This window comes from Syntrophomonas sp. UBA1041, assembly GCF_002316705.1.
Lineage (GTDB): Bacteria > Bacillota > Syntrophomonadia > Syntrophomonadales > Syntrophomonadaceae > DTU019.
Window position 1 is genome coordinate 1 of record NZ_DCEA01000054.1, and the last position, 21878, is coordinate 21878.

Consider the following 21878-nt stretch of genomic DNA (forward strand, 5'->3'; position numbering starts at 1 on the left):
AATACTTTTGAGCAAGATATTAAAGAAGCTAATCAGCGTATTAATAACCCAACATTAAAACTGGTTTGGGGCTTTAAACTACGCGCGTTATTTATTCCAAAAGCATCTGGATATGATATCCTCCCTTTACAGGATAATGAATCGTATGGTTTAAAAAAATATGAGATAAAAGGGCTGGAGAACATATCAGATTTTATCGTAGAGGAAGCCAAGGCTGCTAATAGCCAAACAGAGGAGGCGGTCTATGGGGGTAATACTACCTCAAATGGGAAAAGTGTTACTAATACTCGGCTTATAATTCTTTGGATTATTCTTCTAACAGTAGCTACTGGAATATATGTAAGGTATAGAAGAGCATTATAAGGTTAATATACCAGGCTTAGGGCTACGGACTAGCAGCCCTAAACTCAGCTCATAATTCTTGGGATTATGCTTCTGACATAAGCGGCAAATCCTGCACACCTTTACCTCAAGAATCGGTTATGGAGTGGCCCCGGGAGAGATGTTATTCTTGTTTGTGATCGGTTTGGTTTACTCCTCAATATTCCGCTTGACCTCGAACATTCTCATTTTATATCCATTTCTTACCCCGAACGGAGCCTTGTTTACCCAGATCAAAGAAGGACTCAGCATCCCTTTTCCAGCCACCTATGGCTTTCTGGATGTCATTCTTTTTGCCATCATCGGGTTGGCCCTTATTAACAAAGCGCATAAGAAATACGCCAGTCAGTTCGTAAGGAGAACTGCTTAAAGGTGGCAGTAATTGCCTTCGCTTGCCCTGGCAGCGAATAATGGGATAATATAAGCACAACTTTATGAAGCTAAATGTGGAAGGAGTGAAACCGATGGCGATGGATTTTTTCATTTTTTTCAATGGCAACTGTCGTGAAGCGGTAGAGTTCTATGCGCAGGTTTTTGAGACCCCCGCTCCTCAATTTATGACGTATGGCCAGGCTCCGCCGAGCCCGGATGACCCCGTGCCCGAAGAGGTCCAAAACCTGATTCTGTACACCAGCTTGCCCATCAACGGCAGCAACATCATGTTTGCAGACAATACCCCCGGGCTGCCTTTTGTTAAAGGCAACAATGTGACCCTGGTTTACGGCAGCAAGAATGTTGAAGATATACAAACCTTTTTTGCACGTTTGAAAGCAGGGGGAACTGTTCATATGGAACTGCAAACCACCTTTTTCAGTCCCTGCTACGGTATGCTCACCGACAAATACGGCCTCATGTGGCATTTTTCCCTGGACAGCGGGGAGATGGGGGCTTAAGCGCACAAAGAAGATCAAATTGATACCAGGTGAGCTGGCAATAGGAAGGGGATTTCCTTTCCATTAAGGAAGCGCCCCGTTCGCCTACCCGGGCATAATAAGGGATGCCTAATGGCTGCCGTCGGACTGTTTAAGAAAGGCCGGCCAGGAAATTGAGCTAAATTGTTGGATATGATACCATACAAAAAAAGAATAACTTTCTACGGTCAAAGCAGTCTGATGATATTTCATGGCAGCAGGGAAATAAATCTTAGGTCAATATGATTGGCCCAGGTTTTTCCAGTGAGAATTCGGTTTACTTGGGTGGGTAGCCAATAGATAGGCTACCTGCCTTTTATTTTGGGAATAATTTAGCGAGGTGAATTCGTTATGCCAATTTGACAGGTGAAAATCTTACATTTTATCTGGACGGCGACTGCTCGTGCCGGAGTTCCGCTCTGCCGTTTTTCTGGAAGAAATAACATAATTGGAGAGTTGTTTTTATGATAAACTTCTGGCTTTCTATAGCCGTTTTTATTGTCGTTTACGGATTCATAATCGCTGAAAAATACCATCGATCGGTAACCGTCTGGGTAGCTGCGGCTGCTGTCATAACCCTGGGGTTGATAAATCAGAAAGAGGCTATAGAGCATGTCGATTTTAATACCCTTTTGCTGCTGGTGGGCATGATGGTTATAGTGGGAATCACCCGCAAAACCGGTGTGTTTGAATTTCTGGCCATCAAAGCGGCTAAAAAGGTAAAAGGGCAACCGGTCGCTCTACTGGTAGTATTGCCGCTTATTCTCGCGGTGGCCTCTGCGTTTTTGGATAATGTCACCGCCGTATTGCTGATGGTGCCGATAACTTATGCCCTGACTGACCGGCTGGATATATCTCCGGTGCCATTTTTGTTTGCGGAGATTATTGCTTCTAATATCGGCGGAACAGCCACACTGATTGGCGATCCCCCCAATATTATGATCGGCAGCGCCACCGGCCTTGGATTTGTAGACTTTATCACTAATCTGGGTTTGCCTTCGCTGATAATCCTGGGGGTTACCTCCGTGATTATGGCATTGATCTATAAAAGAGAATTGGTGACTGAACCCGATAAAATTGAGAGCTTGATGGCCTTAAACGAGATCGACTTTATTGTGGAGTGGGCACTCCTGAAAAAATCACTGCTGGTTCTGGGGTTAACCATTACGGGTTTTCTATTGCACCAGGCGCTTCACCTGGAATCGGCAACAGTTGCCCTGCTAGGGGCCGGTGTGCTCATGCTGATATCAAGGGAGGATCCCGAAGAAACCCTGTTATCGGTAGAGTGGCCCACTATATTCTTCTTTGCCGGACTATTTATTCTGGTGGGGAGTTTGCAGGTCAACGGGGTTTTAAGTTATATTGCTCAAAATCTGATACTGATAACAGGTACAAATGTTCCGCTTTTAGGTACTCTTGTTTTATGGGTTTCAGCGGTAGCTTCAGCCTTTATCGACAATATTCCTTTTGTCGCTACCATGATTCCGCTCCTGCAAGAAGCGGGAGAGCTGGCGCAGATACCCATGGAATCCATCTGGTGGTCCCTGGCCCTAGGCGCCTGCCTGGGCGGCAACGGCTCGTTGATCGGAGCCTCGGCCAACGTAATTGTGGCCGGCATAGCCGAGCGGCACGGTAATCCGATCAAGTTTGTCGAGTTCTTTAAAATTGGATTTCCAATCATGATTCTGTCTATCATAATAGCAAATGTTTATCTGTATTTAGCTTATTGGTTGTAGATTTAAAAAGGACTGGAATACAATATACGTAGTTTGTAGCGGTGGAATTTGTTTATTAAAATTATAGAGGGGGAACGAGAGTGTTTAAAAGAATTCTGGTTGCAACCGATGGGTCCGGGTATTCGCGCCGGGCATTTATAACCGCTCTGGCAATTGCAGAAAAATTCGATGCCGTAATCGAACTGCTCTATGTAGCTGCTTCTGTGGATGCCGCTTCAGGGGCTGCCCCCGACATGCACGGGCAATATCTTATGACAGCCGAAACTGTCGCAGAGTCCGGCAAGAAGATTATGAAAAATACCATTGACGGAATAGACACCGGCCATGTGAAGATACTTCAGAAAACCATTGCCGCAAAACCTGCAGCCGGGATACTGAAGGAAATAAGGCGAGATTTCGATCTGGCAGTAATGGGAACCCGGGGGCATGGGCTATTGGCGGGCACGGTTTTAGGCAGTGTAACCCAGCGGGTTCTGGCCGACTCTCCTTGCCCGGTGCTGGTAGTCAAGTAATGCTATCGCCCGCCGCACTGTTGCTATATCAATCTCAGCTCGCTGTCCGATAACATATTTCACTTCATCTTTTGGCTGCCATCCGCGTCTTGACCTACCCCTGCCCGTATAAATATCAGTTTCTGCAGGTCTGATTAACAACAATAATAAAAGGGAATGGTATAATGATTCCTAAGAAAAATATGGAAAAGCGAAACCCTACACGCTAAAGCCGGCAAATGGGAAAAATATTTTGAAAAACATCTAAGAGGGGGCTAAAAGATGGAGGCTGCTGTTTTGGAAAGGCTGCTTGATCTTGCCCTGCAAAAAGGCGGCGACTACGCTGATATTTATGTAGAGTACAAGAAAAACAGCGGCATCTGGCTGGAAGAAGACCGTGTGGAAAAAATCCACAGCGGGGTGGAGAGCGGTCTGGGCATCAGGGTGATCAAAGCCCGGCAGACCGCTTATGTTTACACCAGCGACCTGAGCCCGGGAGCCTTGGAAAATGCCGCCCGAACGGCCAGCCAGGCTATTAATCGCTCCGCTGCCAGCAGGGTAATACCCTTAGCTGTTACCGCGGTTAAGAGTTCCCCTCCCTTGGATTCTCTGGCGCCTCATCAAGTCCCCTGGAGCCACAAAATGGAGCAGGTTCTTGCGGCTAATCAGGCGGCGCGCGCGGTGGGACCAGCTATACGCCAGGTATCGGTAGCTTTAGCCGACCTGGAAAAACAGGTGGTATTTGCCAACAGCCTGGGGGAAAGGGTGGAGGACAGTTTCAACCGCATCCGTGGAATGATCAACGTAATAGCCGGCCGCAACGGCCTCCTGCAAACCGGGTACGAATCTGTGGGCGGGGTGTCTGGCTGGGAACTGCTGGATGAGCAGCACTGGGAAGAACGGGCTCGCAAGGCGGCGCAACTGGCGATAAATATGCTGTCGGCGCAGCCGGCGCCAGCAGGGCGTATGCCGGTGATTTTGTCTGCTCAGGCCGGAGGAACCATGGTGCATGAAGCCTGCGGGCACGGGCTGGAAGCGGACCTGGTGCACAAGGGGCTATCGGTCTATAAAGGTAAAATAGGGCAGACGGTGGCTTCGCCACTGGTTACGGTAATAGATGATGCCACTCTGCCGCAGCGCTACGGGAGCTATGTTTTTGATGATGAAGGCACCGCTGCGCAAGCCACCGGATTGATAGAAAATGGCCGCCTGGTAAATTACTTATACGACCGGATGACCGCTGCTCATGATAAAACCGGGAGCACCGGCAACGGCCGCCGGGAATCATATCAACATAAACCTATTCCCCGGATGAGCAATACTTTCATTGCTCCGGGGAAAGACCATCCCCAGGAGATCATCTCTTCCACCGACCGGGGCTTGCTGGTTCTGAAAATGGGAGGCGGCCAGGTCAATACTATCAACGGTGATTTTATTTTCGAGGTATCTGAAGCCTATATGGTGGAAGCGGGCCAGGTAACCTATCCGGTGCGGGGGGCCACTCTTACCGGCAATGGACCCAAGGCTCTGCAGGATGTGGACCGGGTGGGGTGCGATCTGGGCTTTGCTATCGGGGTATGCGGAAAAGACGGCCAGGGGGTTCCGGTAAGTGATGCCCAGCCCACCATCAGAATCAAGGAGCTGACTGTGGGAGGCACCCTGGTAAAACCCGGATCTGGAGCAAGGAGGTGACGGGTTGTGAAGGACATGTTGAAGAGTGCTGCATATCAAGCCCTTAATTATGCGCTCAAGTCCGGAGCGGAAGTAGAGGTGTATGCCGGCAGCCATCGGAAACTGCAGATTGAAGTCGCCCAGGGGCGGGTGGAAACCCTCAAAGAGGCCGCTGAAGCCGGGCTGGGGATTCGTATTGTCAACTCGGGCCGGCTTGGCTTTGCCTACACTTCCGATCTCAAGCCTTCAGCCCTCCGGGAGACCGTCGATACTGCTCTGCAGACCTCCGGCTATATGTCCGCCGATCCCCACTTGAACCTGACCCCGGCGGGCCTGATATACCCGCGATTAGATACCTATGATGCCGAGATTAACAGACACCCTATCGAGGAAAAGACCGCGCTTGCACAGCAGGCGGAAAAGATGGCCCGGGCCGCAGACCGGCGTATCTCAATGGTGGAGCGCTCCGGGTATGAAGAAAATGAATTTGGTGTGGCGATCGTAAATAGCCGGGGCGTGGATGTATACGAGCGGGGCAATTACTGCAGCCTTTATCTGTATACCCTGGCTGAACAGGACGGTGATGCCCAGGGCGGGTTTGCCAGCATGAGCCGGCGCAGCTACATAGACCTCGATCCGGAACGAGTCGCCGGCGAGGCTGCTTGCCGCGCTTTGCGCAGTCTTAAAGCCCGGGGTATGGGGTCAAAAAAACTGCCCTGTGTATTTGAACCTTATGTAGCCGTGAAACTCCTGGGCCTGTTGGCCCGCATGGCGGATGCTGAAGCGGTTTTTAAAGGCAAATCCCTTCTGGCCGACAAGGTTGACCGTTCAATAGCGGCAGAGTGTTTTTCCGTGCTCGACGATGCCACTCTGGACGGCGGTCTGGCCACCTTTCCCTTTGATGACGAAGGGGTTCCCGCCCAAAGGCATATTCTGATCGACCGGGGCAGACTAAAAGGCTTCCTCTATGACAACCAGGCTGCCCATAGAGCCGGACTGCCCTCTACCGGTCACGCCCGGCGCATGTCATTTCGCAGCCTGCCGTCCATCAGCCCCAGTAATCTCATTATTCAGGCGGGAAATATGGAAGATAAGAAAATGGTGGGGGATCTGCCCGAAGGGCTTTATGTTACTGATTTAATGGGACTGCATACTGCCAACCCGGTTTCCGGAGATTTTTCGCTGGGCGCCGCCGGCATCCTGATTCAAAAAGGCCAGCTCACGCATCCGGTGCGGGGATTGGTGATAGCCGGCAACATGATTGAAATGCTGCAGAATATAGATGCGGTAGGTACTGAGGTGCGGTTCTTCGGCAGCCGCGGCGCACCCGGCCTGCGGGTGGCTTCATTGAGTGTGGCCGGAAGTTGAGGAGGTTGACATGCAAGCAAAAATTCTGGTGATTAATGGACCTAATCTGAATACCCTGGGTACTCGCGAGCCGGATATTTACGGGAATACCACCCTGGCAGAAATTGAAGCTGGGATCAGGTCTGTGCTGGGTGAAGAGCAGATTGAAGCCGAGTTCTACCAGTCCAACCATGAAGGTGATCTGATAGATAAACTGCAGTCAGCAGGCGCGCAGAGTGATCTGGTGATTGTTAATGCAGGAGCTTTGACGCATTATGGAATAGCGCTGTATGACGCCCTCAAGGCGGCCGGGCTTCCTGTAATCGAGGTCCACATGAGCAACATTTATGCCAGAGAACCGTTTCGCAGCCAGTCGCTTTTGTCTCCGCTGGCTGTAGGGGGCATTTTTGGCTTCGGGCCTTCCAGCTATTATTTGGCTGCGAGGGCCGCCATCGATTATCTGGGCCGGACAAAAGACCGTTGAATCAAAAGATGATCTACTCATATGGTGAAAGAGGATTCTCATGGATAAAATTCATATCAATGAATTGCGAAAAGAACTGATAAAGAATGAACTAGACGGGTTATTAATTACAGCTCCAGCCAATATACGCTATATTTCCGGTTTCACTGCCGGGGCCGATGCCCGGCTCTTGCTTACCCTGGAAGATCAGTTTATTTTTACCGACAGCCGTTATCGGGATCAGGTCTGGTTGGAATGTCCGTCGTGGGTCTATCAGGAGGAAAAACCTCCGGGGCTGGAAAAGTTGAGCGATAAAGCCGCAGACCTGCATAGGATCGGCTTTGAAGAAGCCTATGTCAACTACGCCTTTTATCAAAAACTATCGCAAATAAAACCAGTAATTTGGGAACCGGTGAGGGGACTCATCGAATCCTTGCGCAGGATAAAAACATCTGCGGAATTGGCCAAACTCAGGGAAGCGGCCCGCATCGGGGATGAAGTGTTCATTGATATCCTGTCTGTCATAAGAGCCGGTATGGATGAAAAAAGTCTGGCGGATACGATTGTACATCTGTTACGACAAAAAGGTTGTGAAAGGGAAGCCTTTGATGCTATTGTGGTATCGGGGGAAAATGCCGCTTTGCCACATGGAAGGCCGGGTAAGAAGCTCATTAGTCCCGGCGATATGGTGACCATGGATTTTGGAGGCATTTTTGAAGGTTATGCGGGGGATATGACCAGGACTGTCGGTATTAAACCAGCTACCCAGCGCTTCAAGGATATTTATCAAAAGGTGCGGGAAGCTCAGCAGATCGGACTGGATACCATCAGAGCCGGAGTCGGCGGTCGTGAGGTGGATCAAAAGGTTCGCCAGTGCCTGCAAAAATATGGTTTGGATCAGTATTTTACCCACAGTACCGGCCATGGGGTTGGCCTGGACATTCATGAAGCCCCGGCTCTGTCCTTCAGCAGTGAAGATACCCTGCAGGAAAATATGGTGGTGACCGTTGAGCCCGGCATCTACATCCCCGGTTGGGGCGGGATACGCATCGAGGATACGGTTGTCGTAACCCTGAATGGCATTGAAATACTTACTCATAGCAGTAAAGAATTATTAAATATTTGACGGAGGGATAGCATGATATCAGTTAATGACTTCAAAACCGGGGTCACCATCGAAATGGACGGACAGGCCTATGTGGTAGTGGATTTCCAGCACGTAAAGCCCGGTAAAGGGGCTGCTTTTGTAAGAGCCAAACTTAAAAATGTCAAGACCGGCGGGGTGGTGGAAAAAACCTTCCGTGCCGGTGAAAAGATGCCCAAAGCCCATCTGGATCGCCGTGACATGCAATACCTCTATAATGACGGCGAAGGCTATGTTTTTATGGATAATGAGAATTATGAGCAGATCACTATCAGCGCTGATGCCATAGGTGACGGCATTAAATGGCTGTTGGAAAATATGAATATTCAGGTCTTGTTTTTCCAGGGCAACATCATTGGTATTGAGATGCCCAATTTTGTTGAGTTGGAAGTCGTTGAAACCGAGCCCGGCATCAAGGGTGATACCGCTACTGGCGCTACTAAGAGCGCCACATTAGAGACTGGCGCCAGGGTTCAGGTACCGCTGTTTATCAACACCGGCGACAGGCTGCGCATTGACACCCGCACCGGTTTATACATGGAAAGAGCCTAGCGACCCGGATCATTTTTTGGCGGGTTTATTTCCTCTCTTTTTAAGCAATAATATATTTGTAGCCAGGCACACGGATATTAAAAAGGGAGGATGGTTATGACCAGGGACTTAACAGAACAGGTCAGCTACCTGCAAGGACTTACGGAAGGCCTGAACATCAATGACGGCGGCCCGCAGGGCAAGATTATCACCGGCATTCTCGATGTGCTCAATGAAATAACTGCCAATATCAAGGAGCTGCGCGAGGATGTTTTCGAACTCGGCGAGTATCTGGACAGCATGGATGAAGACCTCTGTGAATTGCAGGAAACGGTCATAGAATACGAAGACGATTGTGACCATATTGAAATAGAGTGCTCCAATTGCCAGGAAAAGCTGTATTTTGATGCAGACGTATTGGATGAGGAAGATACCATTGAGATTATATGCCCCCGTTGTAATGAGGTAGTCTTTGTAAATGACGGTTCTTTTGATTATGAGCCATGTTGTTTTGAAGATGAAGGTTTGGCTTTCGAGCAAGGCGGGGTAAATCCTTCGCCATCTTAAGAAAAAGTATTAATTGGCCCAATACAAACCGCCCTGTGAATACCCGCAGGGCGGTTTTGTATTGGGCTTTTTTTCTCAATTCGCGAAATAATCACTCCCTTAAGCGCTAATTAGCTGGCATATTTTACAGGGCTTGCCAATATCTATTTACAGCAAGGTGGTGAAAATATGCCGGTCACGAGCTCCCCAACTCAGATTAAAAGAGAGGTATTATCCTATCTCCCCGTACAGATTCAGAAGCTCCTGCACAACCTCAAGGATGAAGATTATCAACACCTGGAGGAGATCCGTCTCAGGTGCGGACAGCCCCTGATAGTGCGCATCGGCGAGCGCGAACTGGCCTTAGCTGGCGAAGGCCGCCTCACCACAATATTGCAGCAGGGATACCGGGTGGAACGCGATGACATCTGCCGGGTCATCGCTTCCATAAGTGACAATTCGCTGTATGCCTTTGAGGAGGATATTCGTCGCGGTTTTATAACCATCCCCGGAGGCCATCGGGTGGGACTGGCTGGTCAGGTGATACTGAAAGAGCACAACATTGAACTCATCAAGAACTTCGGCAGCCTCTGCTTCAGGGTGGCCCGAGAGGTGAAAGGCTGCGCTGATCCGGTAATGCCGGCTCTGTTCAGCTCGCCCCAAGCCGAACTGCAGAACATTTTGATTGTTTCTCCGCCTCGCTGCGGCAAGACCACTCTGTTGCGCGACATCACCCGCAGGATTTCTGAAGGGTCTAAACGACCCGGGTTAAATGTGGTTGTGGTGGATGAGCGCTCTGAGATTGCCGGCTGTTATCAGGGGGTGCCGCAATTGGATGTGGGGCCGCGCACCGATATTCTGGACGGCTGTCCCAAAGATATCGGCATGATGATGGCCATCCGAGCCCTGTCCCCACAGGTGGTTGTCACCGATGAGATCGGGAGACAGGGCGATGCTGAAGCGGTCATGGAGTGCATACATGCCGGGGTGACCATAATCAGCACGGCTCATGCCGGAAACCTGGAGGAACTGCGCCAGCGGCCTATTCTGAGGAAGCTCATGGCCGACGGGGCGTTTAAACTTATCATCATTCTTTCACGGCGCCATGGCCCCGGCAATATAGAACAAGTGATAAGGTGGGATGCTTCATGATGATAAAAGCCATGGGCATTATTATGATCATTACCGCTTGCGGGGTGTGGGGGTTATCCGGGGCCAAGCGCCTGGAGAAGCGCCAGGAACAACTGGGAGAGTTAAAAGCGGCTATAGCTTTCCTGGAGAAAGAAATCTGCTTTATGCATACCAATCTGTCCCTGGCCATGCAAAAAACCGCGGAGTTTACGCGCTGGCCGGCCAACCTCGTATTTGCCGTGGCAGCCGAGGAATTAGGCAAAAAGAAAGGCATAACCGCACAGGAGGCCTGGCTGAAGGGGCTCAAAACCATGCAGGCCCAGGCGCAATTGCAGCCCAAAGATATAGAACTGATGGCCGCTCTGGCGGCTCTACTGGGAGTTTCCAATGCTCAGGAACAGCATAAAGCTTTGACTGCCCTGGGGGAGGAACTGCTTCTGCAACAACAAAAAGCCCAGCGGGAAATCGACTCCAACCAAAAGTTATGGTCGTACGGAGGCTTTATTATGGGCACAGCCATAGTATTGCTGTTGATATAGAGGCTTTAGGCATTAACAGGAGGTGGCAAAGTGAACATCGATATCATCTTTCGCATTGCAGGTATCGGCATTTTAATCTCGGTTCTTTCTATCGTGTTGAAGCAGGCCCGCAAGGAAGAACAGGCGGAAATGCTCACTCTGGCTGGTGTGGTGGTGGTTTTAATCATTGTGGTGCAGTTGATGAGCCAGCTATTCACGGTGGTGAGATCAGTATTCAATCTCTGATTTCAGGGATTACCTGACGACCGGGGCAAGGCAAGACTTCGAAGGGGAGATGGCTTTGGACATAGCTCAGATAGTGGGATTAGCCTTAATAACCACCATAATGCTGCTGATTATCCGCCAGGAAAAGCCCGTTATGGCAATTCTACTGACTATTGTCTGCGCGGTAGTCATTTTCGCGCTGATGATGGAAAAACTGGTCGCGGTCATCAATGTGATGAAAGAACTGGTGGCCCGTGCTGAAGTCAATTATTTCTTCTTCAGCACCATATTGAAAATAATCGGCGTAGCCTATCTGGCTGATTTTACAGCCGCCATCTGTCAGGACGCCGGTGAAGGCGCCATCGCCAAGAAGGTGGAATTTGCCGCCAAGGTAATCGTGGTGGTATTGGCCATCCCCATCATGGTTGCCATATTGGAATCGCTCATGGAACTGATGCCCGGGTAGTCCGCTTTCAGGCATCAATAAGGAGTGGGACGTTCATGGGAAACGGCACCTGTCAAAAGCAAATATCTTCGCTGAGAAAACCTAGGCCGGCTGCCCCCCTGCCGGGCATAGGCGCCCCAAATGGTACAGGCTCCCGCCCTCAAAGGAATTGGGCTCGCCGGGTGGGGATACTCTTGTTGAGTCTGTTGCTGTTTATGCAGTTATGGTTTCTGACCCCTGTGAGGCTGCAGGCTCAGAGCGAAGCAGTTAATGAAATATCCACTCTGAGCTTTACAGAAGGTTTGGAACAGCTGGATCTGCAGGTCATGGAGGAATACAAACATCAGGTAGACAGCGAAATCAGCAATTATATGCAAGGGGTTTCACTCAAGCAATGGATCATAGATTTTGTGCAGGGCAAATGGGAGTTCAACTGGAGCGATGTGATGAAACGCTTACTGCAACTCCTGATGGGAGAGGTGGTGGCTAACAGCGGTTTGCTGGTCAAATTGCTGGTATTGTGTGTTCTTTCGGCTCTGCTCATGAATCTGCAGCAGTCTTTTTCCACTGATGTGGCCCGTATCTCCTATCTGGCCTGCTACCTGGCCCTGGTCACCCTGGCGGTGGCTTCTTTCAAAACAGTATTGGACATTGGACAGGGCACCATCAGCAATATGGTTGGATTTATGACTGCGATGCTGCCGCAGATGCTGGTTTTAACCGCCGGTCTGGGAGGCGTCAACTCTGCCGCCATGCTGTTTCCCATGCTGATGACCACCGCCACCGCACTGGGCAATGCCATTAACAGCATCGTATTCCCGCTAATCATACTTTCTGCTGTGGTCAGTATTATGAACAATATGTCGGAAAGCATCAAGCTGCAGCGTTTGGGTAAATTCTTCACGCAGATCGCCCAGGTGGCTTTAGGGTTCTTTCTCACTCTTTTTGTAGGCATACTCACGATGCGCGCCCTGTATGCCTCGGTACTGGATAAGACTGCACTAAGGGCCACCCGCTTCGTGTCTGACAATGCCCTGCCGGTGATTGGCAAAATGTTCTCCGATACCATCGAAGTGGCGGCCGGCTATGTGGTGATGCTCAAACAAGCCCTGGGGGTTTTGGGAGTGCTGATCATTCTGGCCATGATTATCATGCCGGTGGTCAAGGTAACGGCTATTGCTTTGATCTATAAAGTGGCGGCGGCTCTGGCTGAACCCCTTGGCGACTCCAGAACCGCAGCGGTTCTGGAGAGCATGAGTACACATCTGTTTCTGATGCTGGCTGCAGTAGTGGCAGTGGCTTTGATGTTTTTCATAATGATCGCTATAGTGGTGGGGCTTTCTAACGGATGGGGAAGCCTGCGCTAAGCTGGCCCCGGACTATTAACTATATTGGGGAAGGAGGTCTGCGATGGACACCCTGGCGGAGATAGTAAAAAACCTCCTGGTCATTATCATCCTGGCCAGTTTTTTAGAATTATTGCTGCCGGGCGGTTCCATGAAGCCTTATGTGCGCCTGGCTATCGGAATGTTTGTTCTTATCGCGGTGTTAAACCCTGCGATGCGGTGGTTTTTTCCGGCGGAAACCCTGCAGATCAGCAACTGGGAGTGGTCCGATTACAGTGCCGGTCAACAAGAGGTTCTGCAAAAGGGCAGTGAACTGCATAACAAAATTATCACCGAGAGCAATGACAATATGCAGTCCAAACTGGAAGGGCAGATCAGTGCCATCGCCATGCTGGTTCCGGGAGTCAGCAAAGTCGACAGCAAAATCCTGCTCAACCCGGACGGGTCGATTCAGAAGGTTACCATTAACGTGCGCGGTCAGGAGAACCACAGTTCCAGCGAATCATCGGTGGGGGTGTTCTCAGGTGAGGACGAAGTGCAGACCGACCCCGAGGTGGAGTCGCGCATGACTGAGATTATGAGGAATATGTTTGGTCTTAGCGAACAGCAAGTGGAAATTCAAATGCAAGGAGGCTCTTAACCATGTTGGAAGAATGGATTCGCGGCGGGAAGCAGTCTACGGGTTTGTCATGGTTTCAGTCCAAAAAAGGGAAAACCGTGCTGGTGATCGTAGTGTCTGTCGGCCTGCTGGCTATCCTCTGGCCGGTGGGGCAGATAACTCCCCCGCCGGCTGCGCCGGTCAGCGTGGCTGTTGAAACCGGACAAGGTGGGAAAAGCCAGCAGATAGGGGCGCAGCTGGAACACATCTTGAGCCAGATCGATGGCGCCGGCACGGTTCAAGTCGATGTGATGCTGGCTTCTGAAGGAAGCCGTGAGTACGCCCATAACACCAGGGAAGAAAAACGGGATACCAGCGAACAGCAGACTCCGGGCTTAAGCAAAAGGGTGGTGGAGCAGAGCACCTCGCTTGATCTGGCGGTGTCTGCCGGCAGCCCCCTTTTAGTGGAGGAAAAGACCCCGGAAGTATTGGGGGTCCTGGTGGTTGCCGCAGGCGCTTCAAATGTGGCGGTCAAAGAACAATTGAGCAGTGCCACCGCAACCTTGCTCAATATCCCTTTGCATCGGGTGATGGTGGTGGCCGGGAAAGGAGGAAGATAGTATATGGTAATGGGCAAAAAAGAACTATTGAGAGTACTGGTGGTTGGGATACTTACTGTGGTTCTCTTGCTGGGGACTATCAGCACCATGAGGCATCTGCAACAGCCTGTTGCGGTAAACCAAGTGGCCGGGGATTTCACTCCTGTCGAAGGAATCCAGGCCGAGACCACTACCAATGTGGTTTCCGGCGGATTTTTCAATGAATACCGCTTAAACCGGGATCGCCTGCGCAGCAAACAGGTGGAAATGCTGCAAGATGTCATTAAAAACAGCGGTAGTGACGCCAAGACCCGGGACGCAGCGGGTATGCGCCTGGTGGATATCACCGCGGCTATGGAAAAGGAACTCAAGGCGGAAAACCTGATCAAGGCCGAAGGATATCAGGAATGTGTGATTATGGTTCAAGCCGACAGCACCACTATCGTCCTGCAGTCTCCTACCATGCAGCCGCAGCAGGTAAAAAGGGTTAAAGAGCTGGTGGGGCAGGCGGTAAACAGCAGCCCCGATAAACTGTCCCTGGTTACCCGCGGCCAGCCCTGATGTGCCAGTGCATTCCCGGAGCAGTTGTATACATAGGCAATAAATATTGAAACCAGACACATTAATTCATATAATATTAAAGAGCTAGAGTAAAATAGTATGCTCAGGTCGTTGACCTGGGTATATTTGTATATACAGGTTTTTTAGTTATACATTACTGCCCGAGCGGGCAGCGTTAATCTAGGGCGGAGGCAGACCATGAGTAAAATCAAGATTTCTGATACCAGCTTGCGTGATGGCCACCAGAGCCTGTGGGCCACCCGGATGGCAACTCCAGATATGATACCGGTATTGAAAAAATTAGATGAGATTGGATATCATTCCCTGGAAATCTGGGGAGGCGCTACATTTGACGTGTGTATCCGTTATCTCAACGAGGATCCCTGGGAACGATTGCGGGAGATACGGCGCAACGTCACCAAGACCAGGCTGCAGATGCTGGTAAGAGGGCAGTCCCTGGTTGGTTATACCCATTATCCCGACGATATCGCGGTGAAGTTTATCGAGAAAGCAGCCGATAACGGTATCGATATTTTCCGTATTTTCGATGCATTGAACGATTTGCGCAACCTGGAAACCTGTATGCGCACCGTGAAAGCGATAGGCAAGCATACCCAGGCCTGTGTGGTTTACACCATCAGTCCGGTGCACTCGGTACAGCACTTCGTGGATACCGCCCTAAGGCTTCAGGATATGGGCGCCGATTCTATCTGTGTAAAGGATATGGCCGGGCTTTTGGCCCCTTACATATCATATGAACTCATCCGGGCTTTAAAAGAGAATCTGGATGTACCCATTCAGCTGCATACTCATTATATCGGAGGTCTGGCCATAGCCACTCTTTTGAAAGCGGCTGAAGCCGGGGTGGATATCATAGACACCGCCAGTGTCCCCATGGCTTTCGGATCTTCTCAACCGCCGGTGGAAACCATTGTACGCGCTTTGCAGGACACTGAATGGGATACCGGGCTAAGCCTGCACGACCTGTTTGAGATTGCGGAGCATTTTGAGCAGATTCGTAAACATAAGGGCTTTGAACGCGGGGTCACCAGAATCACCGATATGAAAGTCTTTGAGCATCAGGTTCCCGGCGGAATGATATCCAACTTCTACTCGCAACTCGAAGAGCAAAAGGCTGCTCACCGCCTTGACGAGGTTCTGAAGGAGATTCCCCGGGTAAGGGCTGATCTGGGTTATGCGCCCCTGGTCACCCCCACCAGCCAATTAATTGGAAATCAAGCCGTTATTAACGTATTATTAGGGGAAAGATATAAGATGTGCCCCGGTGAAGTCAAAGAATATGTACGGGGCTGCTATGGCAAACCGCCGGCGCCGATTGACGAAGAGGTCAGACAAAAAATTATTGGGGATACGCCGGTAATCGATGTCAGGCCGGCGGATCTTTTGGAACCTATGTGGGGAAAAGCCCGGGAAGCCGTAAAGGCCTGGTCCGAAAGCGAAGAAGACGTTATCACTTATGCCCTTTTTCCCCAGGTGGCGTTAAAGTTCTTTGAATGGCGCAAGGCGCGCAGTGCCGAAGATGTTCCGCAAATCCAGTCCAATGACGAAATAGGACCCACTGTAGTGGAGAATAAGGCCTCGGCGGCTCCCCCCAGAGTGAAGCCGCCCGTCAAGCCCAGAGCAGTTAGTAGGGGAGATGAAGATATGAACATCGACGAAATTAGAGAATTGATGCTGCTTTTGGATCAAAGCAATATCGCTGATCTGGAACTGCAAAAAAATGATTTTAAAATACACCTGCGCAAATATGCGGCAGGGGTTATTCCGGCAGCATCCAATCCTGTTTCCGCTGTATCCAACCCGGTATTTGCCGAGCCGGTTGAAGAAATACTTGATGAAAGCATTACCGAAGTCCTGGCTCCGATGGTAGGTACTTTTTATGCCGCGCCCTCTCCGGACGCTGCACCTTATGTAAAAATCGGGGATAGGGTCGAACCCGGCCAAACCTTGTGCATACTGGAAGCCATGAAGCTGATGAATGAGATCAAAACAGATTTTGCCGGTACAATTGTAAACATTTTGGTCGAAAACGCGCAGCCGGTAGAGTACGGGCAAACCCTGTTCCTTATCCAGAAAGATTAGGGGTGGAAGGTTGTTTGAGAAAATTCTAATCGCTAACCGCGGGGAGATCGCTTTGCGTGTGATCAGGGCCTGCCAGGAACTGGGCATCCCCAACGTCGTAGCATATTCCGTCGCCGACAAAGACAGCCTGCCGGTGAAACTGGCTGATGAAGCGGTTTGTATCGGCGGTGCGTCCGCAAGGGAGAGTTACCTGAATATTGCCAATATAATAGCTGCGGCAAGAAACACCGGGGCGGATGCGATCCATCCCGGGTATGGTTTTCTGGCTGAGAATGCTTATTTTGCGGAATTATGCAATACATATGACATAAAATTTATCGGGCCCCGTTCCGATGTCATCGATACCATGGGCAACAAAGTGAAAGCCAGGGAAGTGGTCAAGCCGGCCGGAGTACCGGTGGTGCCGGGTAGCGACGGGGCGGTAAGCAGTTATCAGGAGGCCCTGGCTATCGCCAATCAAATAGGTTATCCGGTAATGATAAAGGCTTCCGCCGGGGGCGGCGGGCGCGGCATGCGCCTGGCCCACAACCGGGATTCTCTTAAAGAAGCCTTAAATACGGCACGCCTGGAGGCCGGTGCAGCCTTCGGCAATGACGCAGTCTATATCGAAAAGTACCTGGAGGAACCCCGCCATATCGAATTTCAGATTCTGGGTGACGAGTTCGGCAATCTGGTGCACCTGGGAGAGCGCGACTGTTCCCTGCAGCGCCGCAATCAGAAATTGCTGGAAGAGTCGCCTTCCTCCTTTCTTGATGACCCGCTGCGCCAAACCATGGGAAATATAGCGGTAAAAGCCGCTCAAGCCGCGAATTATTCGAGCGCCGGAACGGTTGAGTTCCTGGTAGACAAAAACCGCAATTTTTATTTTATAGAGATGAATACCAGGGTGCAGGTGGAACATCCGGTTACCGAGATGGTTACCGGCATTGACATTGTAAAAGAACAGATCCGCATCGCGGCTGGTGAACCCCTGCGTTGCGCCCAGGAGGATATCGTCTTAAACGGCTGGGCCATTGAATGCCGCATCAACGCAGAGGATCCGGATAATGATTTCCGACCCTCACCAGGACGGGTTGGTCAGTATGTGGTTCCCGGAGGGCCCGGAATCCGGGTGGATTCCTCGGTTTACTCCAATTACCTGATACCTCCTTATTACGACTCCATGGTGGCCAAATTGATCGCCTGGGGCAATGAACGCGATGAAGCCATTGAGAGAATGAAGCGGGCTTTACGTGAGTTCAAGGTGGAGAACATCAAAACCACGATTCCCTTTCACCTCAAGGTTTTGGACAATGCCTTTTTCAGGCGCGGTGAGGTCTACACCAATTTCATCCAGCGCCGCATGGAAGATTAGAATTTGCCAGCTTAAATTTGAACATACCCCGGCCTTTTGGTAGAATAATACTTACAAGTTTGGAAATTATAAATTGGAGGTGGAACGAATGGACCCGCAGAAGCCCGAGATTACCAATGATATTGGCTCAATACGCATAGCCGACGAAGTGGTGGCAACTGTTGCCGGACTAGCTGCCGTTGATGTTGAAGGCGTCGCCTCGATGAGTGGAGGATGGGGAACTGATCTGGTAGAAAAACTGGGCAAGAAAAATTTTGGCAAAGGCATCAAAGTTGAAGTCGCCGACAATGACACCAAGATCGACATTTATCTGATCATTGAATATGGATATCCAATTCCCAATGTTGCGGAAACCGTTCAAAAAGAAGTCAAAATAGCGGTTGAATCTATGACTGGATTAAAGGTCAGTGCGGTAAATGTTAATATACTGGGGGTTTCAATTAAAAAAGCGGAGAGCGCTTACGAAGGTACAGACCTGGATAAGGAATAGCATGAATGTAAGTTATGGATTATAACCCCCTGCCTTGTACAGGGGGTTAACTGTATTTCTTGAGAAAGAGGTGGGATAACAATGTCAGCTACCCTACGTTTGGTGTTATTCCTCTATAACCTGCTTTTGCTGGCACTATCGGGGATATTCCTGGCCGCAGCCATAAACCGCCCCGAGCCCTTGGCCTATTTGCAGCTGGCTCTGGCTACCCCGGAGAACCGGCTGATCTTTGGCATCGCCGCTTTGCTGTTGCTGGGCGCTACCCTGGTGGTGTTTGTGCATCTTTTTAAAAAGGAGCCCCGTTTGGAACAGGTAGTCGTCAAGCAAGGCCTGCAAGGCGAGATAGCCATCACTGTTCCTGCCATCAAAGTGCTGATTATGAAGGCCATTAAGCAAATCGAAGGGGTCCGCGATATCAGACCTCATGTTGCTCAAAGTGCGGAAGGTTTGGTTATTAAGCTACATATGGCCATTAATCCGGAACTAAGCGTGCCTGAACTCAGCCAGCAGATCCAGTCCACCGTCAAGCAATATCTGCAAGACATCGGGGGATTAGAGGTGGCAGAGATCCGTATACTGGTCGATGACATTCCCGCTGCGGGAAAATAGCCGCCTGAAGGGGGTGCTCATATGATGGACAGACTGATTACGTTACTATGGCAGGAACACCGCGGCAAAACCGTAGGTGTTATTTTAGGGCTTGCCGCCAGTATCCTGGTTGTGACCCTGGGATTTTGGCGCACCATATTTATTGTCATCTGCCTTTCAATCGGTTACTGGATTGGCAAACGGGTTGATGATCACCACAGTTTCAATAACTGGATAGAAACATTTAAGGATCAGCGTTGATTTTGAAAGGATAGATGTGATTGAGCAGAAGAAAAGCGCGGGTGGTAGCCTTCAAGGTTATATTTCAGTATGATCAGGTCAAGACGGAACCGCAGCAGGCCTTATCCTACCTTTACCGGGAAGACGAGCTCACGGCGGAAAAGGATCAGAGTTTCGCCGCCGAATTGACCCACGGTGCGATACGGCACCTGGCTGATATCGATGAGGCCATTAAGCGTTTTTCCCGGGAATGGGATTTAAGCCGCATGTCGGCGGTCGACCGCAATATCATGCGCCTGGCCGGTTATGAAATCCTTTTTATGCAGCCCTCTGAGCCGGTAGTGGCGATTGACGAAGCGGTTGAGATTGCCAAAAAATACGGTGATGAGAATTCGCCGGCTTTTATTAACGCCATTTTGGACAGGATTTTGGGTGAGAAATATGGCTCTGTTCCTGGGACTTGATACCAGCGCATATACCACTTCTATAGCACTGGTGAACAATCGGCGCCAGGTGGTTGTAGACAAACGCATTCCACTCATTATTAAATCGGGAGAAAGAGGGTTGAGGCAATCACAGGCTCTCTTTTTTCATGTTCAGAACCTGCCCCGGCTTTTTGACAGCCTGCCGGCCGAGCTCAGCCGTGAGGTGGCCGCAATTGCAGCCAGCGCCTGGCCGCGCCGGGTTAATGACAGCTATATGCCGGTTTTCCTGGCTGGCCTTAATCAGGCCCGGGTATTAAGCTCTTTTGCCAATCTTCCCCTCTATCTGGTGAGCCATCAGGAAGGCCACATCATGGCAGCCCTGATAGGAAATGAGGCCCTGCTGCAGCAGGAAAGCTTTGTGGCGGTTCATTTTTCCGGGGGAACCTCGGAGATACTGCAGGTTGGCCGGCATCACAAGCATGTTCTGGAGGTGCGGACCGGCATGTCCGGTCTGGATCTGCACGCCGGTCAACTGGTGGATCGGGTAGGGGTGGCCCTGGGACTGCCCTTTCCTGCAGGCCCGGCCCTGGAAAAACTGGCCTTGGGATCCGGCGGCACGGATATTCCGCATCTGACCACTTTTGTCGGGGATGAAGGCTTTTCTTTTTCCGGAATAGAAACCCAGGTTTTACGCTTGATAAATTCCGGGCATAAACATCAAGATATTGCTTTGGCCCTGTTCAAAGCGGTGGGAAGAACCCTGGAAAAGGCCTTATTGAAAGAATCAGTCCGTTTGGAGAACCGTCATGTGCTCCTGGCCGGAGGGGTTATGGCCAACAGTATCATAAAGGAACACTTGCTGCGCCGCTTGGGGCACCCGGCCTTGGGCTTCAAACTGTATTTCGCCGACCCTGAACTGTGCAGCGATAATGCGGTGGGCGTAGCCGGGCTGGCAGCAAAACTTCACCACCGCCAGTCGGATGACGGTGCAGATGCACCGTAAAAACAGGTCATGGTAACAGTCTTTATTTATTAGAGGAGAGAAACGCTATGCAATTAATATCCGGCACCCAGATGGCGGCAGAAATAAGGGGGCAATTATGCCGGCAGAACCGGGAAAAGGGGGCGGCCCCCGCCCTGGCAGTGATTTTGGTGGGAAAGCAGGAGGACAGTGGGGCTTACGTTAAACTCAAACAAAAAGCGGCGGCTGATATCGGGGGTGTTTGCCGGGTGGCGCACCTGGCGGAGAATATAACCGCATCCCAGTTGTATGCAGAGATTGAAAGCTTGAACCTTGATGCGAAGGTGCATGGCATCATTTTGCAGCTGCCTTTGCCCCCGCATCTGCAAGCGCAGCAGGATTATTTCCTGCAGGCCATAAGCCCGGAAAAGGATGTGGATGGGTTTAATCCGATAAACCGCGGGCTCTTGATAGGCGGGCGTCCCGGATTTATCAGCTGCGCAGCCCTGGCCGCCATGGAGGTGATCGGCCGCTGCCTTCCTGATGTACAAGGACGCAGCGCTCTCTTGATCGGGGATTCTTTTGACCTTATCCTGCCCCTGACGGCTATCCTGGTGGAACAGGGGTGTCAGGTCAGGGTGATGCCTGCCTGGCATGGAGGCGAAATCCTTAAAGCGGATGTAGTAGTAGCTGAAAAGGGCTCCGCACATCTTATTAAGGCCCGCCACCTGGCCTCAGCAACACTGCTCATTGATGCCGGGTTTTATTGGACCGCAGCCGGGGTCAGAGGCAATGTGGACAATGATGACGTTGCCGGGATAGGCGGCCATTTGTTGCCGGTTCCGGGCGGAATCGGCCCTTTGTTAATCGCCAAGCTGATGCAGAACCTGTCCCGGGCGGCCTGGGAACAGCAGGACCTGAAGCCATGAGAGAATACTTGACTGTCACTGAGCTCAATAAACATATCGACCACCTCATGCAAACCGACGTGATCCTCTCTGATCTATGGCTGAAAGGCGAGATATCCGGATTTAAGCACCACCGCCAATCCGGGCATTGTTACTTTACCTTAA

27 protein-coding genes and 1 pseudogene are annotated in these 21878 nt (G+C 50.8%); all 28 read left to right on the forward strand.

The window, feature by feature from the left end; translation table 11 throughout:
* The coding region (locus B2633_RS08090; protein WP_483170098.1) for a hypothetical protein at window positions 1–363 on the forward strand (363 nt) is incomplete at its 5' end.
* 148 nt (window positions 364–511) lie between these two features.
* Window positions 512–751 carry a hypothetical protein gene (locus B2633_RS08095; RefSeq protein ID WP_483170099.1) on the forward strand — a complete coding sequence of 80 codons (240 nt, stop codon included), beginning with the start codon at window positions 512–514 and terminating at the stop codon, window positions 749–751.
* A gap of 64 nt (window positions 752–815) precedes the next feature.
* Window positions 816–1274 (forward strand): VOC family protein, encoded by a 459-nt coding sequence (locus tag B2633_RS08100; protein WP_483170100.1) that lies wholly within the window; start codon window positions 816–818, stop codon window positions 1272–1274.
* A 479-nt stretch (window positions 1275–1753) separates the two neighbouring features.
* Window positions 1754–3028: pseudogene (locus tag B2633_RS08105) on the forward strand (ArsB/NhaD family transporter); the annotation flags it as partial.
* Window positions 3029–3108: 80 nt separating this feature from the next.
* Entirely contained in the window at window positions 3109–3540 is a 432-nt protein-coding gene (locus B2633_RS08110) for a universal stress protein (protein WP_483170102.1), read from the forward strand.
* Between the two features lie 261 nt (window positions 3541–3801).
* The gene (locus B2633_RS08115; RefSeq protein ID WP_483170103.1) at window positions 3802–5211 is read left to right on the forward strand and encodes a TldD/PmbA family protein; all 1410 of its coding nucleotides are present in this window, start codon (window positions 3802–3804) and stop codon (window positions 5209–5211) included.
* A gap of 15 nt (window positions 5212–5226) precedes the next feature.
* A complete protein-coding gene (locus tag B2633_RS08120; protein ID WP_483170134.1) occupies window positions 5227–6558 on the forward strand; it encodes a TldD/PmbA family protein in 1332 nt (443 codons plus the stop codon).
* Window positions 6559–6568: 10 nt separating this feature from the next.
* Entirely contained in the window at window positions 6569–7021 is a 453-nt protein-coding gene (gene aroQ / locus B2633_RS08125; protein WP_483170104.1) for a type II 3-dehydroquinate dehydratase, read from the forward strand.
* Window positions 7022–7061: 40 nt separating this feature from the next.
* Entirely contained in the window at window positions 7062–8126 is a 1065-nt protein-coding gene (locus tag B2633_RS08130; protein ID WP_483170105.1) for a M24 family metallopeptidase, read from the forward strand.
* Between the two features lie 12 nt (window positions 8127–8138).
* The gene (gene efp, locus B2633_RS08135; RefSeq protein WP_483170106.1) at window positions 8139–8696 is read left to right on the forward strand and encodes an elongation factor P; all 558 of its coding nucleotides are present in this window, start codon (window positions 8139–8141) and stop codon (window positions 8694–8696) included.
* 96 nt (window positions 8697–8792) lie between these two features.
* Window positions 8793–9242: a CD1247 N-terminal domain-containing protein gene (locus B2633_RS08140; protein WP_481040604.1), complete on the forward strand. Its 450-nt coding sequence runs from the start codon at window positions 8793–8795 to the stop codon at window positions 9240–9242.
* A gap of 168 nt (window positions 9243–9410) precedes the next feature.
* Entirely contained in the window at window positions 9411–10373 is a 963-nt protein-coding gene (gene spoIIIAA / locus B2633_RS08145) for a stage III sporulation protein AA (RefSeq protein ID WP_483170107.1), read from the forward strand.
* Window positions 10370–10891, forward strand: coding sequence for a hypothetical protein (locus B2633_RS08150; protein ID WP_483170108.1), 522 nt, complete (start codon window positions 10370–10372; stop codon window positions 10889–10891). Before spoIIIAA ends, B2633_RS08150 begins: the two co-directional genes overlap by 4 nt.
* 30 nt (window positions 10892–10921) lie before the next feature.
* Window positions 10922–11116, forward strand: coding sequence for a stage III sporulation protein AC (spoIIIAC, locus tag B2633_RS08155; RefSeq protein ID WP_481040598.1), 195 nt, complete (start codon window positions 10922–10924; stop codon window positions 11114–11116).
* Between the two features lie 55 nt (window positions 11117–11171).
* A complete protein-coding gene (gene spoIIIAD / locus B2633_RS08160) occupies window positions 11172–11561 on the forward strand; it encodes a stage III sporulation protein AD (RefSeq protein ID WP_483170109.1) in 390 nt (129 codons plus the stop codon).
* A gap of 194 nt (window positions 11562–11755) precedes the next feature.
* Window positions 11756–12907: a stage III sporulation protein AE gene (gene spoIIIAE, locus B2633_RS08165; RefSeq protein WP_483170110.1), complete on the forward strand. Its 1152-nt coding sequence runs from the start codon at window positions 11756–11758 to the stop codon at window positions 12905–12907.
* 43 nt (window positions 12908–12950) lie between these two features.
* Window positions 12951–13526 carry a stage III sporulation protein AF gene (locus B2633_RS08170; RefSeq protein WP_483170111.1) on the forward strand — a complete coding sequence of 192 codons (576 nt, stop codon included), beginning with the start codon at window positions 12951–12953 and terminating at the stop codon, window positions 13524–13526.
* A 2-nt stretch (window positions 13527–13528) separates the two neighbouring features.
* The gene (locus B2633_RS08175) at window positions 13529–14104 is read left to right on the forward strand and encodes a hypothetical protein (protein ID WP_483170113.1); all 576 of its coding nucleotides are present in this window, start codon (window positions 13529–13531) and stop codon (window positions 14102–14104) included.
* 3 nt (window positions 14105–14107) lie between these two features.
* Window positions 14108–14644: a SpoIIIAH-like family protein gene (locus B2633_RS08180; protein ID WP_483170114.1), complete on the forward strand. Its 537-nt coding sequence runs from the start codon at window positions 14108–14110 to the stop codon at window positions 14642–14644.
* A 198-nt stretch (window positions 14645–14842) separates the two neighbouring features.
* The gene (gene accB, locus B2633_RS08185) at window positions 14843–16747 is read left to right on the forward strand and encodes an acetyl-CoA carboxylase biotin carboxyl carrier protein (protein ID WP_483170116.1); all 1905 of its coding nucleotides are present in this window, start codon (window positions 14843–14845) and stop codon (window positions 16745–16747) included.
* A gap of 10 nt (window positions 16748–16757) precedes the next feature.
* Window positions 16758–18101 carry an acetyl-CoA carboxylase biotin carboxylase subunit gene (gene accC, locus B2633_RS08190; RefSeq protein ID WP_483170117.1) on the forward strand — a complete coding sequence of 448 codons (1344 nt, stop codon included), beginning with the start codon at window positions 16758–16760 and terminating at the stop codon, window positions 18099–18101.
* A gap of 88 nt (window positions 18102–18189) precedes the next feature.
* Window positions 18190–18591 (forward strand): Asp23/Gls24 family envelope stress response protein, encoded by a 402-nt coding sequence (locus B2633_RS08195; RefSeq protein WP_481040582.1) that lies wholly within the window; start codon window positions 18190–18192, stop codon window positions 18589–18591.
* 81 nt (window positions 18592–18672) lie between these two features.
* The gene (gene amaP, locus B2633_RS08200; RefSeq protein WP_483170118.1) at window positions 18673–19200 is read left to right on the forward strand and encodes an alkaline shock response membrane anchor protein AmaP; all 528 of its coding nucleotides are present in this window, start codon (window positions 18673–18675) and stop codon (window positions 19198–19200) included.
* Window positions 19201–19221: 21 nt separating this feature from the next.
* Window positions 19222–19440 (forward strand): DUF2273 domain-containing protein, encoded by a 219-nt coding sequence (locus B2633_RS08205; protein WP_481040578.1) that lies wholly within the window; start codon window positions 19222–19224, stop codon window positions 19438–19440.
* 20 nt (window positions 19441–19460) lie between these two features.
* Window positions 19461–19883, forward strand: coding sequence for a transcription antitermination factor NusB (gene nusB, locus B2633_RS08210; protein ID WP_483170119.1), 423 nt, complete (start codon window positions 19461–19463; stop codon window positions 19881–19883).
* Window positions 19861–20847: a tRNA (adenosine(37)-N6)-threonylcarbamoyltransferase complex transferase subunit TsaD gene (locus B2633_RS08215; protein WP_483170136.1), complete on the forward strand. Its 987-nt coding sequence runs from the start codon at window positions 19861–19863 to the stop codon at window positions 20845–20847. The genes nusB and B2633_RS08215 overlap by 23 nt, the downstream gene beginning before the upstream one ends.
* 47 nt (window positions 20848–20894) lie before the next feature.
* Window positions 20895–21734 (forward strand): tetrahydrofolate dehydrogenase/cyclohydrolase catalytic domain-containing protein, encoded by an 840-nt coding sequence (locus B2633_RS08220; RefSeq protein ID WP_483170120.1) that lies wholly within the window; start codon window positions 20895–20897, stop codon window positions 21732–21734.
* Window positions 21731–21878 (forward strand): exodeoxyribonuclease VII large subunit (locus tag B2633_RS08225; RefSeq protein WP_483170138.1); only part of this gene is annotated, 148 nt, incomplete at its 3' end. The genes B2633_RS08220 and B2633_RS08225, both read left to right, overlap by 4 nt.

Bases quoted from the DNA above. Each gene is read 5' to 3' on its own strand.
- B2633_RS08100 (WP_483170100.1), top strand. From the start codon at position 816: ATGAAGCTAAATGTGGAAGGAGTGAAACCGATGGCGATGGATTTTTTC.
- B2633_RS08115 (WP_483170103.1), top strand. From the start codon at position 3,802: ATGGAGGCTGCTGTTTTGGAAAGGCTGCTTGATCTTGCCCTGCAAAAA.
- B2633_RS08120 (WP_483170134.1), top strand. From the start codon at position 5,227: ATGTTGAAGAGTGCTGCATATCAAGCCCTTAATTATGCGCTCAAGTCC.
- aroQ (WP_483170104.1), top strand. From the start codon at position 6,569: ATGCAAGCAAAAATTCTGGTGATTAATGGACCTAATCTGAATACCCTG.
- B2633_RS08130 (WP_483170105.1), top strand. From the start codon at position 7,062: ATGGATAAAATTCATATCAATGAATTGCGAAAAGAACTGATAAAGAAT.
- efp (WP_483170106.1), top strand. From the start codon at position 8,139: ATGATATCAGTTAATGACTTCAAAACCGGGGTCACCATCGAAATGGAC.
- B2633_RS08140 (WP_481040604.1), top strand. From the start codon at position 8,793: ATGACCAGGGACTTAACAGAACAGGTCAGCTACCTGCAAGGACTTACG.
- spoIIIAA (WP_483170107.1), top strand. From the start codon at position 9,411: ATGCCGGTCACGAGCTCCCCAACTCAGATTAAAAGAGAGGTATTATCC.
- B2633_RS08150 (WP_483170108.1), top strand. From the start codon at position 10,370: ATGATGATAAAAGCCATGGGCATTATTATGATCATTACCGCTTGCGGG.
- spoIIIAE (WP_483170110.1), top strand. From the start codon at position 11,756: ATGCAGTTATGGTTTCTGACCCCTGTGAGGCTGCAGGCTCAGAGCGAA.
- B2633_RS08170 (WP_483170111.1), top strand. From the start codon at position 12,951: ATGGACACCCTGGCGGAGATAGTAAAAAACCTCCTGGTCATTATCATC.
- B2633_RS08175 (WP_483170113.1), top strand. From the start codon at position 13,529: ATGTTGGAAGAATGGATTCGCGGCGGGAAGCAGTCTACGGGTTTGTCA.
- B2633_RS08180 (WP_483170114.1), top strand. From the start codon at position 14,108: ATGGTAATGGGCAAAAAAGAACTATTGAGAGTACTGGTGGTTGGGATA.
- accB (WP_483170116.1), top strand. From the start codon at position 14,843: ATGAGTAAAATCAAGATTTCTGATACCAGCTTGCGTGATGGCCACCAG.
- B2633_RS08195 (WP_481040582.1), top strand. From the start codon at position 18,190: ATGGACCCGCAGAAGCCCGAGATTACCAATGATATTGGCTCAATACGC.
- amaP (WP_483170118.1), top strand. From the start codon at position 18,673: ATGTCAGCTACCCTACGTTTGGTGTTATTCCTCTATAACCTGCTTTTG.
- B2633_RS08205 (WP_481040578.1), top strand. From the start codon at position 19,222: ATGATGGACAGACTGATTACGTTACTATGGCAGGAACACCGCGGCAAA.
- B2633_RS08215 (WP_483170136.1), top strand. From the start codon at position 19,861: ATGGCTCTGTTCCTGGGACTTGATACCAGCGCATATACCACTTCTATA.
- B2633_RS08220 (WP_483170120.1), top strand. From the start codon at position 20,895: ATGCAATTAATATCCGGCACCCAGATGGCGGCAGAAATAAGGGGGCAA.